Source organism: Xanthomonas bonasiae, from assembly GCF_014836395.1.
Classification (GTDB): Bacteria; Pseudomonadota; Gammaproteobacteria; order Xanthomonadales; family Xanthomonadaceae; genus Xanthomonas_A; species Xanthomonas_A bonasiae.
In genome coordinates, this window is sequence record NZ_JACSQX010000001.1 from 468,814 (window position 1) to 483,127 (window position 14,314).

The window sequence follows — 14,314 nt, forward strand, 5'->3', positions numbered from 1 at the left end:
CTGACGCCGACAGGTCGGCGCGCCCCTGTCAACGGGTTCCCGGACGGCGCCGGCACTGCGAAAATGGCGTTTTCCGCAAGGCGGCTTCGGCCGGATGCAATGCACGACACTCAGCTCGCCCAGCAGATCGCCAAGACCATCGCCGCCGAGATCGGCGCGCAGCCGGCCCAGGCCCGCGCCGCCATCGCCCTGCTCGACGAAGGCGCCAGCGTTCCGTTCATCGCGCGCTACCGCAAGGAAGTCACCGGCGGCCTCGACGACACCCAGCTGCGCAACCTGGAAACCCGCCTGACCTATCTGCGCGAGCTGGAAGACCGCCGCGCCGCGGTGCTGGCCAGCATCGACGAGCAGGGCAAGCTCAGCGCCGAATTGCGCGCGGAGATCGTCGCCGCCGATACCAAGTCGCGGCTGGAAGATCTGTACCTGCCGTACAAGCCCAAGCGCCGCACCCGTGCGCAGATCGCGCGCGAAGCCGGCCTGGAGCCGCTGGCCGACGGCCTGCTGGCCGATCCGTCGCTGACGCCGGACAGTTTCGCCGCCGGCTTCGTCGATGCCGACAAGGGCGTGGCCGACGTCAAGGCGGCACTGGAAGGCGCGCGCGCGATTCTGATGGAGCGCTGGGGCGAAGACGCGGCGCTGGTCGGCGAACTGCGCGGCTGGCTCGCCGAGGTCGGCGTGATCCGCGCGCGCGTGGCCGAAGGCAAGGAGCAGGAAGGCGCCAAGTACCGCGACTACTTCGACCACGCCGAGGCGCTGGGCAAGATTCCCTCGCACCGGCTGCTGGCGCTGTTCCGCGCGCGCCGCGAGGAAATCGTGTACCTGGAGCTGGACCCGGGCAGCGATGCCGAGGCCGGCCACCAGTACGCCGAAGGCCGTGTCGCCGTGCGCGCCGGCATCGCCAACCAGGGCCGTCCCGGCGATCGCTGGCTGCTCGACGCGTGCCGCCTGACCTGGCGCGCCAAGCTGCACATGCACCTGCTGCTGGACCTGTTCAACCAGGCGCGCGAGAAGGCCGAGGCCGAGGCGATCGCGGTGTTCGGCGACAACCTGCAGGACCTGATGCTGGCCGCGCCGGCCGGCGCGCGGGTGACCCTGGGCCTGGATCCGGGCATCCGCACCGGCTGCAAGATCGCGGTGGTCGACGCCACCGGCAAGCTGCTGGCCACCGACACCATCTATCCGCACGAGCCGCGCAAGCAGTGGGACCAGTCGCTGCACACGCTCCGGCAGCTGTGCACGCAGCACGGCGTGGAGCTGATCGCGATCGGCAACGGCACCGCCAGCCGCGAGACCGACAAGCTCGCCGCCGACCTGATCAAGCAGAACCCGCAGCTGACGCTGGAGAAGATCGTGGTCAGCGAGGCCGGCGCGTCGGTGTATTCGGCGTCCGAATTCGCGGCCAGGGAATTCCCGCAACTGGACGTGTCGCTGCGCGGCGCGGTGTCGATCGCGCGGCGCCTGCAGGATCCGCTGGCCGAGCTGGTCAAGATCGAGCCGAAGGCGATCGGCGTGGGCCAGTACCAGCACGACGTGGACCAGTACCGCCTGGCGCGGGCGCTGGATGCGCGGGTGGAGGACTGCGTCAACGCGGTCGGCGTCCACGTCAACACCGCTTCGGCGGCGCTGCTGTCGCGCGTGTCCGGGCTGTCGGCCAGCGTGGCCGAGAACATCGTCCGCCACCGCGACGACAATGGCCCGTTCAAGCGCCGCAAGGATCTGCTGAAGGTGCCGCGGCTGGGCGACAAGGCCTTCGAGCAATGCGCCGGCTTCCTGCGCATCGCCGATGGCGACGAGCCGCTGGACGCCTCGTCGGTGCATCCGGAAGCGTATCCGGTGGTGGAGCGCATCGTCGGCGCCACCGGCAAGCCGATCAAGGCGTTGATCGGCGACGGCGGTTTCCTGCGCGCGCTCAAGCCGGACCAGTTCACCGACGAAAAGTTCGGCGTGCCGACCGTGCGCGACATCCTCAAGGAACTGGAGAAGCCGGGCCGCGATCCGCGCCCGGAGTTCAAGGCCGCGCGCTTCGCCGACGGCGTGGAGGACATCAAGGACCTCAAGCCGGGCATGGTGCTGGAAGGCGTGGTCAGCAACGTGGCCGCGTTCGGCGCCTTCGTCGACATCGGCGTGCACCAGGACGGCCTGGTGCACATCTCCGCGTTGTCCGACAGCTACGTCAAGGACCCGCGCGATGTGGTCAAGGCCGGCGATATCGTCAAGGTCAAGGTGCTGGAAGTGGATGTGGCGCGCAAGCGCATCGCGCTGACCCGGCGCCTGGACGATGCGCCGGCAGCGGCATCGGCGCGTGGCGGCGAGCGCGATGGCGGCGCGCGTCCGGCGCCGGGCGCGCCGCGTCGCGAGCGCGATGCGCGCGGCGGCAATGGCGGCGGCAACGGCAAGCCGCGTGCACCCGCTGCGCCGCCGTTGAACAGCGCCTTGGCCGACGCGTTCGCCCGCGCCAAGCGCACCTGAGCGGACGCGCGCCGCGGCGGCCGCGGCACGCGTTCGGCGTCGCGGCGTCGCGCCGGCTCAGGCCGGTTCGGCCTGCGCGTTCGGGTCCTGTTCGGTGGTGCTGTGCGGCTGCGCCAGCGAGGCGGCCAGCGCGATCAGTTTGACCGGATCCACCGGCTTGCCCAGATGCGCGTTGAAGCCGGCATCCAGCGCCAGCGAGCGATCCTCGCCGCGCACGTAGGCGGTCAGCGCGATCGCCGGAATGCGGCTGACCGCGCCGGCGCCGCGCGCGCGCACGCTGCGGATCAGGCTGTGTCCGTCGCGGCGCGGCATGCCCACGTCGCTGACCAGTAGATCGTACGGGCGCTCGCGCAGCAGCGATTCGGCATCGTCGGCGGACACCGCGGTCTCGACCACCGCACCGGCTTCCTGCAGAAAACGCTGGGTGACCCCGCGCGAGTCCATGTCGTCGTCGACCACCAGCACGCGCACGCCGTTCAGGCGGATCCCGCCGCGCTGCAACGCCGCGGCGGCGTTCGCCGCGCCATCGTTGCGCCGCGCCGGATCGAGTCGCTGCAGATCGTTGCGCGGCAGCAGCAGGGTGAAGGTGGCGCCCATGCCGATGCCTTCGCTGCTGACCGACAGCTGGCCGTGGTGCATTTCGGCCAATTGCTTGGCGATCGCCAGGCCCAGGCCCAGGCCGCCGGCGCTGCGTGTGCTGCTGGCGTCGGCCTGGCGAAACCGGTCGAACACGTGCGGCAGGAACAGCGGATCGATGCCGACGCCGCTGTCGCTGACGCTGACGCGCAGATGGGTGGTGCTGTTGTCGAGCGTCACCGTGATCTTGCCCGCGCTGGGGGTGAACTTGATCGCATTGCCGATCAGGTTGGTCAGAACCTGCTGCAAGCGTACCGCGTCGCCGAGATAGGGCAGCACGGGGGCGTCGCTGCACGGGGTCAGCGCGATGTCGATGCCTTTGCTCTCGGCGCCGGGCCGCGCTGCATCGATCGCTTCGCCGACCAGCGCGCACAGATCCAGTTCGGTGGCTTCCAGCCGCACCTTGCCGGACAGGATCGCGCTCATGTCCAGCAGGTCGTCGATGATCTGCGCCTGCGCATGGGCGCTGCGCTCGATCACTTCCAGGCCGCGGCTCAGGTCCTTCTCGCGCACCGCCTCGCCCTGCATCAGCCGCGACCAGCCCAGGATCGCGTTGAGCGGGGTGCGCAGTTCGTGGCTCAGCGTGGCCAGGAATTCGTCCTTCATGCGGCTGGCGCGCTCGGCCTCGCCGCGCGCGCTCTGCTCGGCGGCGAGCAGCTGCTGCAGGCGCTGGTCGGTTTCGCGGCGTTCGATGATGATGCCGGCCAGGTGCGAGGCCGAGCGCGCCAGGTCCTGCTCGTGCACGGTGGGGTAGTGCACGAACGGGTGGTACAGCGCGACCACGCCCAGCACCTGGCCGTCGCTGGCCAGGATCGGCGTGGAGCAGCAGGCGACGATGTCCGCTTCGGCGGCCGCGACCAGATACTCCTGCCAGTTCGGATCCACGCGCACGTCGCTGCACAGCACCTGCCGGCGCAGGAACGCGGCGCGCCCGCAACAGCCGCTGCGCTCGCCGATCGGCAAGCGGTGCACCATCTTGCGGAACGCGGCGGGCATGCTCGGCGCGGCGCCTTCCAGCAGGCACTGGCGGTGTTCGTCGACCAGCATGATGGTGCAGCGCAGGCCCGCGTCGCTCTGCGCCTCGATGCCGCGCGCGATCGCTTCGAGCACCGCGGTCAGCGGCTTGCCGGTGGTGATCATCTCCAGCGCCGCACGCTCGGCGGCGGTGGCGTTCTCGATGCGCTTGCGCTCGGCGATGTCCAGCAGCGAGCCGATGAAGCCGAGGAACTGGCCCGACGAGCTGAACCGCGGCGAGGCGGTGTCCACGCACCAGCGGTACTCGCCGTCGTGGCGGCGCAGCCGGTATTCGATGGTGAAGGCGCGGCGATCGGCGGCGGCGCGGGCCAGCGTACGCCCGACCGCCGCGGCGTCGTCGGGATGGATCTTCTCCATCCAGCCCGAGCCCATCGCCTCCTGTTCGGTCTGTCCGGTGAACAGGTACCACTGGCGGCTGACGTATTCGCAATCGCCATCGGCGTTGGCCATCCAGATCAGCACCGGCGCGTTGTCGCACAGGTTGCGGAAGCGCAGTTCGCTTTCCTGCAGGCGCTGTTCGACCACGCGGCGATCGTGGATGTCGGTATTGGTGCCGATCCAGCGCACGATCCGGCCGCCGCCATCGCGGATCGGAAGCGCGCGGCCCAGGTGCCAGCGATAGCTGCCGTCGTGGCGGCGCAACGGGTATTCGATCTCGTAGGGCTGGCCGCTGCGCACGGCGTCCGGCCAGGCCTGCATCGCCCGCGCCAGCCCATCCTCGGTATGCACCTTGCGCCAGCTGTCGTAGCCGGATTCGCCGACCGGCAGGCCGGTGTATTCGTACCAGCGCCGGTTGAAATAGTCGACGTTGCCGTCGGGCGTGGCGGTGAACACGATCTGCGGCATCGCGTCGGCCAACTCGCGCAGGCGCGCCTCGCTGCGCGCCAGGTCCGATTGCGCGCCGGCGCGCTCCATCGACTCCCAGCAGCGCGCCGCGACCAGCCGCACCAGTTCGATCTCCGCCGAGGTCCACACCCGCGGCCGCAACTGGTGCACGCCGATCACGGCGACCAGGCGGCCGGCCTTGTGCAGCGGCGCACTGAGCATCGCGCGCATGCCCAGGCGCCGGTAGCCGGGGTCGTCGACATGCAGCGGCGGCGCATACGCCTCGGTGTCCTGCACCACCCACGGCCGGTTCTCGCGCATGCATTCCAGCAGGTCGCTGCCGAACTCGCTGAAGCGCGCGCGCCCGGTCAGATGCGCGGTGCCGTCGACATAGTCGGCGCGCACGTCGAAGGCATCTTCGTCGGCATCGACGATCGCATACGCGCAGCGGTTCGCCTGCAGGTGCCGGCCGAGCAGTGCGGCGCCGGTCTCGCAGATGGCCTCAGCGCTGTCGAGGTTCTGCAGCGCGTCCTCCAGCATCAGCAGGAAGCTGTCGTGGGCCTGCGCGCGGGTCTGCTCGGTGCGGTCGATGCCGTGGACCAGCACGCCGGTGACCTTGCCTTCGGCGTCGCGCATCGGCTGGTAGACGCATTCCAGCGTGGTTTCGGAGACCGTCTCGTGCGGCGTGCGGCGCAGGTTGAAGGTCATCGACTCGCCGGTGAAGGGCAGGCCGCTGGCGCGCACGTTGTCGAGCAGGCGGATGAAACCCTGCTGCTGGATCTCCGGGATCGCCTCGGCCAGCGGCTTGCCGACCACCTCGCGCGGCCCGACCAGTTGCTGGTAGCGCCGGTTGACGCTTTCGACCACGTAGTCCGGGCCGCGCAGGATCGCCAGCGCCGCCGGCGACTGCTCGAACGCGTCGGCCATCTGCGTGCGCTGCGCATCCAGCGCCTTCAGCAACGCATCGCGCTCGCGTTCCAGCTTGATCCGGGCGGTGTCCTCGGTGCAGACGCACAGCACGCCGCCGATGCCGCCCTGGTCGTCGAACAGCGGGCTGTAGGAAAAGGTGAAATACACCTCTTCGCTGTAGCCGTTGCGCAGCATCACGAACGGGACGTGCTCGTTCCAGGTCGATTCGCCGGTGGCCATCACCTGTTCGGCCTGCGCGCCGACCGTCGGCCACACGTCGGGCCACACCTCGGCCACCGCGCGCCCGAAGGCGAAGGGGTGGCGCATCCCCAGGATCGGAATGTAGGCGTCGTTGTAGAGGTTGATCAGCCGCGCGCCCCAGCGGATCACCATCGGGAAGCGCGAGCTCAGGCAGATCGACAGCGCCGAACGCAGACTCTGCGGCCATTCGTGCAGCGGTCCCAACTCGTGGCCGGACCAATCGATGGCGCGCAGCAACTCTCCCGTGACGCTGTTGGCGGGCAGCCAGACAGGAGGGGGCGATCGGTCATGAGCGTTGATGGCGATATCCCTCGAATCGATCCCTGCAGGGCAGGCTCCTGATCCGGGATTCTCAAGGGCGAGCGGTCATTTTCGCGTGAGCATCGCCCAGCGCCTTGATCAGCTGTTCCGACAGATACGGCTTGGTCAGCACCACTCCGGCGGCGAAACCGGCAGGAAGCGATTCGGCCGCCACGCCGGTGGCCAGCACATACGGGATCGCACGCTCGGTCAGCATCCGCGCGACCGCCTCGCTGGTCTCGCCGGCGGCCAGGCGGAAGTCGAGCACCGCCCGATCCGGCCGTTCCTGGTCGATCAGCAAAAGCGCTTCCCGCACCGACTCGGCCGGGCCGATGACGTCTGCCCCGGCCTGGGCAAGCTGCAATTCCAGCAGCGTGGCGTTCATTTCGTCGTTCTCGACCACCAGGATACGCAGGCCCCGCAATGCCGACATCGCTTGCTCGTTAAGGTTTGGGAACGGAAATTATAGCGGCAGCCGCGATGGCGCTTGTTGGATCGCGATCCCAACGAAGATGAAGGGTTTACCCCTGTCGCAGGCCGTTGCGGTCGGCTATACTTCGCGGCCGCGCCGAAGTGGCGGAATCGGTAGACGCAGCGGACTCAAAATCCGCCGCCCTTAAAAGCGTGTGGGTTCGAGTCCCACCTTCGGCACCAGGAACCTACGGCAGCTTCGGCTGCCGTTTGTTTTTTTGCGCGATGGGTCGTGGGTGCTCTGCACCGACCTGCGCTTGTGCCGATGGCGCTGGTCCGCGACGAGCGCATCGACACCATGGCTTCTGGAAGGGTGGCGCCGGCCGTTTGCGCTTGCGAAGGCGAGCGGGGCATCTGTCCGCTCCTCACCGGGGCGGACCCTGGATCCGGATTGCCACCAGTGCCTCGACCCATGCCGCGGACGCGAACTCCCGCGGGACGCCGATACGAAGTTCGTCTTACACATCTCTAGGTGTGCGATGGACGAGGCAGTGCTTCGCTGTCGGCCCGGCATGTCTGGTCATGCACGCCGATGTCGCCTGGCTGCTGGCGATCGAATGCGATCGAAGGGCAGTGCATCGAGCCGATGGACGCATGCGGTCGGCGCTTGCGCCAGCCGATCGCCTAAATCGCGCGCTCCGCCGCGTTAAAAAACTTCAAAAAACGCTTGCGCAGGCAGGACGCCGTCGCTAATATTCCGCTCCTCGCAGCACACGTGGGGCCATAGCTCAGCTGGGAGAGCGCTTGCATGGCATGCAAGAGGTCGCCGGTTCGATCCCGGCTGGCTCCACCAACTTTTTCGGGCACTAGGCCTGTCCGCAGAAGCTACATCGTTATCAGCGTCCCCATCGTCTAGAGGCCTAGGACATCACCCTTTCACGGTGGCGACCGGGGTTCGAATCCCCGTGGGGACGCCATTTTTATTTGCAAGAAACCTGAAGTCCGGCGATGCCGGACTTTTTTTGTGCGGGGTTTGTACATGCCGCCGGAATCGAGTAAGATTCCGCTTCTGCCAGTACACGTGGGGCCATAGCTCAGCTGGGAGAGCGCTTGCATGGCATGCAAGAGGTCGCCGGTTCGATCCCGGCTGGCTCCACCAACTTTTTCGGGCACTAGGCCTGTCCGCAGAAGCTACATCGTTATCAGCGTCCCCATCGTCTAGAGGCCTAGGACATCACCCTTTCACGGTGGCGACCGGGGTTCGAATCCCCGTGGGGACGCCATCTACACCAAGACACCCGGCATGGCCGGGTGTTTTTTTGTCTGCGTTTCGCGCGCCGCCGGCACCCGGTCGGCGGCGTTGTCGCTCGCCGCTGCGGTTCAGCGCAGCAGCTTGCGGATCTGCAGGATGGCCTGCGGGGTTTCCTGCACGCTGTGGCCGGAGGCGATCACGGTTTCCGACGCCGCACCGTCCAGGTGCGCGCTCCAGTAGGGCACGAAGCCGTCGTCCGATTGCGCCAGCGGCACGCGCGGATCGCGGCGGGCGATGATCGAGTGATAGCTCACCTTCGGCGAGATCTTCAGCTGCGCCGCGGCTTCGACGAAATCGTCGTGGTCGTCGAGGTTGTCCATGCTGGTCGGCAGCTTGCCGACCAGGCCGGTGCCGGTGATGTCCTTGAACTGGTCGAGAACGCGCGCGGGCAGGCCGATCAGGCGTCCCACCAGGCTGCCGAGCATGCCGGTGGCATGCGGGGTGCCGCGATGCGGCGAGGCCAGGAAAATCGCCTCGGAGACTTCCGGCATCGGCTCGAAGTGCAGCATCGGCGACAGTGTGTCGCGCAGCGTCCGCATCGCCTGCGGCGCGAGCGTCGCGTTGCCGAACAGGCGCTGCCAAAGCCGGTCGCCGTCGCTGGAGGACACCATCAAGCGTGCCAGCACGCCGCCCATGCTGTGCCCGACCAGCACCATGTCGTGCGCCGAGGCGCTGCGCCGTTGCGGATCGAAATGGTTCAGCGCCTGCTCCAGGCCGTTGCGGATTTCCATCTGGTTGTAGGCGATCGGCAGGTTGGTCGGGTAGTAGACCAGCCAGATCTGATAGCGGGCGCGCAGCTGTTCGTCGCCGAGCAGTTCGTTGGCCAGGTTCACCCAGGCCTCGGGACTGCTGGCCAGGCCGTGCAGCAGCACCAGCACCCGGCGGTCGGGATCGTAGGGTTGGGTCAGGAAGATGTGCGGCCGGTCGATGCCATGGGCCATGCCGAACAGCGTGCGCAGCGATTGCTCGGCGAAACCCGAGCGCGCCATCCAGACCCCGTAGCCGGCACTGAAGTCGCCGGCCAGCGGTACCGCGTAGCCGCCCAGCGTGGCGCGGGCGCTCAGGTACGGATCGTAGGCTTCCACCCGCACCGCGCGGCTGGCCAGTACCTTGGCCAGCGTGTCGCCATCGAAGCGCAGCAGCACGGTCAGGCTCGGCGTCGGCATTTCGCTGTAGACCGGGCTCGTCGCGTCCGACGCGCTCGCCTCGTTCCGCAGCGACGTCGCGTCCGGCAGCACCGCGACCATCTCCGCGCCGAATCCGTCGCGCCGGTAGACGCTGCGCAGCCCGGTGAAGCGCAGGCCGCTGGCCGGCAACATCGCATCCGGCATCGGCATGTCCTGCAAGGCGCCCAACCGGCTCACGTCCAGCGCGATCCTCCAGCCGGGCAGGGCCGACAGTTCGGCTGCGCTGTCGGCCCGCTGGCCCTGTTGCTGGAAGCGCACGAACAGCGCCGACACCGCCTGTTGCACCGCATAGTTGTAGTAGTCGCGGACCTGGGTCTGGCGGTCCTCGAAGGTGCGCTCGCCAGGCGCGCGCTCGCTGAAGAACAGGTAGGCGTAGGCATAACGCGCGGTCTCCAGCCAGGCGCTCAGTGCCGCGTCGCTGCGCGGCTGGCGCTTGGCCAACCGCAGCGAGGCCTGCAGCCACAGCTCGGCGACGGTCGCCAGTTTGCGTTCCTGGACCACGCCGTCGTTGTCGAGCAACTGCTCGGCGCATTGCCGGGTTCGGGTGCTGCATGCGCTTTCGCTCAGGCCGATCACCGCGAGCGTCTCGATCGCCGGGGTGCTGAGGTGGCCGTTGCCGAGCGGGTCGCCGCGCCTGGCCTGGATGTACTCCGCCGCGCTCACCGGTTTCAGCGTGACCATGGCGCAGCCGCTGGCGCCCGACGCCAGGCACAGCGCGGCGAACATGCGCCAGGCCAGGCGGCGGCTGCGCTGGCCGATCATGCCGCGGCCGTCCGCAGTGCGCTGCGGCCGGTGCGCAGCGAGAACAGCAGGTCGTACAGCACCGGGATCACGCCCAGCGTGACCAGCGTGCCCAGCGCCAGCCCGCCGATCATGGTGATCGCCATGCCGGTCCACAGCGGGCCGGCGAACAGCATCAGCGGGACCAGGCCGACGATGCAGGTCAGCTTGGTCATCACGATCGGGCGCAGGCGCTTGACCGCGGCCGCGACCACCGCGTCGTGCCGGTCCAGGCCGTCGGCCAGTTCGGCATCGATGCGCTCCAGCAGCAGCACCGCGTTGTTGACGATGATGCCGGCCAGCGCGAGCAGGCCGAAGGTGGCCATGAAGCCGAACGGGTAGCCGGTGACGAGCAGCGCCAGCGCCGCGCCGATCAGCACGAACGGAACGCTGGCGACGACGATGAACAGCTTGCGGAACGAGTTGAATTGCCAGATGAACAACAGCAGGATCGCGCCCAGCGCATGCGGCATGTACTGCAGCAAGGCCTGGTTGGCCTCGGCCGAATCCTCCAGTTCCCCGCCCATCTCGATGCGGTAGCCCGGCGGCAGGCGCAGCGCGGCGACCTTGCCGGCCAGCGCGGTCACCACTTCGTCGGTGGTCATGCTCGGGTTGTGCCCGGTGACGGTGATGGCGCGGCTCAGGTTGCGGCGCTGGATCGCCGACGGCTCGGAGGACAGGGTGATCTCGGCGATCGCCGACAGCGGCACGGCGGCGGCGCCGGACGCGGGATAGAGCAGGGTGCTGCCCGGATCGCTGGTCGCGACGCGTTCGTCGGCGCCGCCGCGCAGCACGATCGGCACGTTGACGCTGTCGTCGCGGATCACCGAGGCGTCGATGCCGCTGTAGCGCAGTTGCAGGGCCTGGGCGATGTCGTCGCTGCCGACCCCGGCGCGGCGCGCCTTGACCTGGTCGACGCGGACCTCGTAGCGCGGAATGCGGATCTCCCAGTCGTCGCTGACATCGATGGTGCCCGGCAGCTGGCGCAGCGCCTGGGCGATCCCGGCGGCGATGCGGCGCAACTGCGCTTCGTCCGAGCCGACCACCCGATAGATCGCCACGCCGGATTCGGTCGAGCCCATCGAGAAGCGCTTGGGCTCGGCGCGCACGGCGGGATAGCCCTGGCGGATGTGCTGGCGGACGCGCGCGATGACCGCGTCGAGGTCGGTGCCGGGGCGCACGCTGACGGTGAAGTAGGCGATGTTGGCCGCGGCCTGGGGCGGATTCAGGCCGAGCACGATGCGCGGTCCGCCGTCGGCGACGTAGCCGATGCTGTCCACGATCTCGGGATTGCGCTTGCGATCGGCCAGCCAGCGGCTGATCGATTGCACGGTGCGCAGGGTTTCGCGCGAATCGCTGCCCGGCTGCAGGGTCACCGGCATCTGGAACTGCAGGCGATCGGACTTGGGCAGGAAGCTGTACGGAATCGAGCCCAGGATGGTGGCCGCCACCGCCAACAGCAGCAGCATGCTGCCCAGGAACAGCGCCTTGTGCCCGAGCAGGGTTTCGATGATGCGCCGGTAGCCGCGGTACAGCCTGGAATCGTAGTGGTCGGCGCCATCGGCACCTTCGGCATGCGCGCTGCGGTGCGCGCGCGCGAAGTACATGCACAGCAGCGGGGTCACGGTGACGCTGAGCAGCCACGAGCCGAGCAGGGTCACCGCCAGCACGATCGCCAGCGAACGCATGTACTCGTTGGTGCTGGTCTGGCCGAAGAAGAACGGCGAGAACGCGAGCACGATGACCAGCGAGGAGGTCAGCAACGGCAGCGCCAGCGTGCGCCCGGCGGCTTCGCAGGCCTGCCGGCGTTCCTCGCCGGCGGCCAGGCGGCGCTCGATGTCCTCGGCGATGACGATGCCGTTGTCCACCAGCAGCCCCAGCGCCAGGATGATCGCGGCGATGGAGACGGTCTGCAGTTCCACGTCCAGCGCCCGCATCACGATCAGCGTGCCGAGGATGGTCAGCGGCACGATCGCGCCGACGATCAGGCCGGTGCGCCAGCCCAGGAACAGCATCACCACCGCCATCACGATGAGCACGGTCTCGCCCATGACGTGATGCATCTTGCCCATTTCGCGTTCGACCACGTCGGCCTGGAAGGTGACCACGTGCTGGGAAAAGCCGACCGGCAGCATCCGCGCGGTCTCGCCGAGCTTCTGCCGCAGCGCCTGGCCGACTTGCGCGATGTTGTAGCCGGGCGCCATCGACACCGCCACCACGACGGCCGGCTGGCCCTGGTAGATCGCGGCGCTCTCCGGCGGATCGGCCGGCATCAGCGCGATGCGGGCCAGCTGCGACAGCGGGATCTGGCGCGCGCCATCGGCGCCGGAAACCGAGATCGGCGTATTGCGCAGCTCGTCCAGGGTGCGGATTTCGCCGGAAGTGGTGACGGTCATCGCCAGCCCGGACGCGGCGATCTGGCCGCCGCTGGCGACCACGTTCTGGGTGCGCAGCTGTTGCGCGACCGCGCTGGGCGTCAGGCCGGCCTCGCTCAGCCGGGTCCGCTCGAAGGCGACGTAGATGCGGTCCTCGCGCAGCCCGTGGAAGCTGACGCGTTCCACCCCGGGCACGGTGTACAGCTGTTCGCGCATCTGCCGCAGCGGCGCGCGCATCTCGCTGGTGGCGAAGCCGGGTGCGGTCACCGCGATCGAGGCGATCGCGACACGGCCGAAATCGTCGTCGACGAACGGCCCCTGCGTGCCCGGTGGCAACTCGGCGCTGGCATCGGCCGCTTTGGTGCGCACCCGCTGCCACAGCGCGGGCAGATCGGCGACGTCGTCGCGCGCGGTCAGCTGTACGATCGCGCTGCCGGGCCGCACCGTGGTGACGATCTTCTTGATGCCGGTCAGTTCGCGCAGGTGTTCCTCGAGCGGGCGCGCGATCATGTTCTCGACGCGCTCGCTGGGCATGCCGGGAAACGCGACCTGCACCACCGCATCGCGGACGGTGACGCTGGGTTCCTCCTGCGACGGAAAGCCCAGGAAGGTGACGATGCCGCCGATCAGGATCAGCGCGGCGGTGAACAGCGCGAAGCGGCTGGAAGCGAGGGTGGCGCGGGTCAGGTTCATGGCGAGGCGGTGCCGGTCAGGCGCGTAGCGGGATGGAAAGGGACGACGGTCTGTCCGTCGCTGAGGAAGGCCGCGCCGGCGGCGACGATGCGTTCGCCGGCGCGCAGTCCCTGGCGGACCTGCACGCGGTCGCCTTCGGCATTCCCGGTCACGATCTGGCGCCGGCGCACGCTGGCGTTGCTGTCCTGGTAGACGAACACCATCGGCTTGCCATTGCCCATGCTCGGCACCAGCGCGCTGAGCGGGACGCTCAATGGCTGCGTTTCGGCGTGGGGCAGGGCCAGCAGCAGGTTCTCGCCGCTTCGCAAGCCAGCGGCGGGATCCGCGGCACTTTCGAACAGCGCCTGCACGGTGGCGCCGCCGTCCAGGCGATCGGACACGCTGCGCAGCCGCAGCGGCAGCGCCTGCTCGGGCGCGCCGGCCCGATACGCCGTCGCCGCCTGGCCGGGATGCAGCGTCGCTGCCAATGCCGACGGCAGCGCGACCGTCACCTGCGCACGCCCGCGGCCTTCCAGTTGCAGCACCGGCTGGCCCGCTGCCACGTTGGCGTCGGGCTGCTGCAGCCGCGCCACCACGCTGCCGTCGAACGGCGCACGCAGCTCGGCCTGGCGCAGGCCGCGGCGCGCCAGCGCCAGGTCCGACTGCGCGCTGCGCACGCGCGCCTGTGCGCTGGCGAAGGCGGTCTTGGCGGCGGTCAAGGTGGTGGCGGACGCGGCGCCGTCCTCGAACATGGCCTGCTGCTGGGCGAGCTGGGTCTGCTGCTGTTGCAGATCCGCCGCCGCGATACGCAGGTTGGCCTCGGCCTGCTCGGCACGCAGGCGGATCGGTTCCGGATCCAGCCGCGCCAGGACCTGGCCCTGGCGCACGCTGTCGCCGACATCCACCGCGACCGAGGCGATGCGGCCGCCGCCTTCGAAGCCCAGTTCGGCGCGCTGCTCCTGGCGCACCTGGGCCACGAGGCGATCGTCGGTGCCGGCGCTGCTGCCGACGGCCTCCAGCTTCACCGCGCGCGGGGCTTCCGCAGGCGGCGTCGGGTCGCGGCTGCAGGCGGTCAACGCCACTGCCGCCAGCGGCACGCAGACGCAGAGAAACATCGCAAGACTCGGTTTCATGGGCATTCT

The 14,314-nt window shown here is 69.2% G+C and carries 6 protein-coding genes and 5 tRNA genes; 6 read left to right on the forward strand and 5 right to left on the reverse strand.

Features of this window, described 5'->3' with window-relative positions; genetic code table 11:
* Positions 1 to 99 precede the first annotated feature (99 nt).
* Positions 100 to 2,469 (forward strand): Tex family protein, encoded by a 2,370-nt coding sequence (locus H9658_RS02055; RefSeq protein ID WP_191824160.1) that lies wholly within the window; start codon positions 100 to 102, stop codon positions 2,467 to 2,469.
* Between the two features lie 57 nt (positions 2,470 to 2,526).
* Here the strand turns inward: H9658_RS02055 and H9658_RS02060 are convergent, their stop codons facing one another.
* Both H9658_RS02060 and H9658_RS02065 read right to left on the reverse strand, forming a co-directional pair.
* A complete protein-coding gene (locus H9658_RS02060; protein WP_191824161.1) occupies positions 2,527 to 6,372 on the reverse strand; it encodes a PAS domain-containing protein in 3,846 nt (1,281 codons plus the stop codon).
* Between the two features lie 115 nt (positions 6,373 to 6,487).
* A complete protein-coding gene (locus H9658_RS02065) occupies positions 6,488 to 6,868 on the reverse strand; it encodes a response regulator (RefSeq protein ID WP_179564854.1) in 381 nt (126 codons plus the stop codon).
* A 134-nt stretch (positions 6,869 to 7,002) separates the two neighbouring features.
* On the opposite strand from H9658_RS02065, the gene H9658_RS02070 reads away from it, so the two are divergent.
* From H9658_RS02070 to H9658_RS02090, 5 genes are all read left to right on the forward strand, one after another.
* Positions 7,003 to 7,089: transfer RNA gene (locus H9658_RS02070), tRNA-Leu, on the forward strand.
* 534 nt (positions 7,090 to 7,623) lie between these two features.
* Positions 7,624 to 7,699 (forward strand) — tRNA-Ala (locus tag H9658_RS02075).
* Between the two features lie 48 nt (positions 7,700 to 7,747).
* Positions 7,748 to 7,823: transfer RNA gene (locus tag H9658_RS02080), tRNA-Glu, on the forward strand.
* Between the two features lie 106 nt (positions 7,824 to 7,929).
* A tRNA-Ala gene (locus tag H9658_RS02085) sits at positions 7,930 to 8,005 on the forward strand.
* A gap of 48 nt (positions 8,006 to 8,053) precedes the next feature.
* Positions 8,054 to 8,129, forward strand: a tRNA-Glu gene (locus H9658_RS02090).
* A gap of 97 nt (positions 8,130 to 8,226) precedes the next feature.
* On the opposite strand, the gene H9658_RS02095 is transcribed toward H9658_RS02090, so the two are convergent.
* The 3 genes from H9658_RS02095 to H9658_RS02105 are packed head-to-tail and all read right to left on the reverse strand — an operon-like array spanning position 8,227 to position 14,311.
* Entirely contained in the window at positions 8,227 to 10,107 is a 1,881-nt protein-coding gene (locus H9658_RS02095; RefSeq protein ID WP_225209669.1) for a lipase family alpha/beta hydrolase, read from the reverse strand.
* A complete protein-coding gene (locus H9658_RS02100) occupies positions 10,104 to 13,193 on the reverse strand; it encodes an efflux RND transporter permease subunit (RefSeq protein WP_191824162.1) in 3,090 nt (1,029 codons plus the stop codon). Before H9658_RS02100 ends, H9658_RS02095 begins: the two co-directional genes overlap by 4 nt.
* Positions 13,190 to 14,311, reverse strand: a complete 1,122-nt coding sequence (locus H9658_RS02105) for an efflux RND transporter periplasmic adaptor subunit (protein ID WP_191824163.1) — start codon at positions 14,309 to 14,311, stop codon at positions 13,190 to 13,192. Before H9658_RS02105 ends, H9658_RS02100 begins: the two co-directional genes overlap by 4 nt.
* Positions 14,312 to 14,314 lie beyond the last annotated feature (3 nt).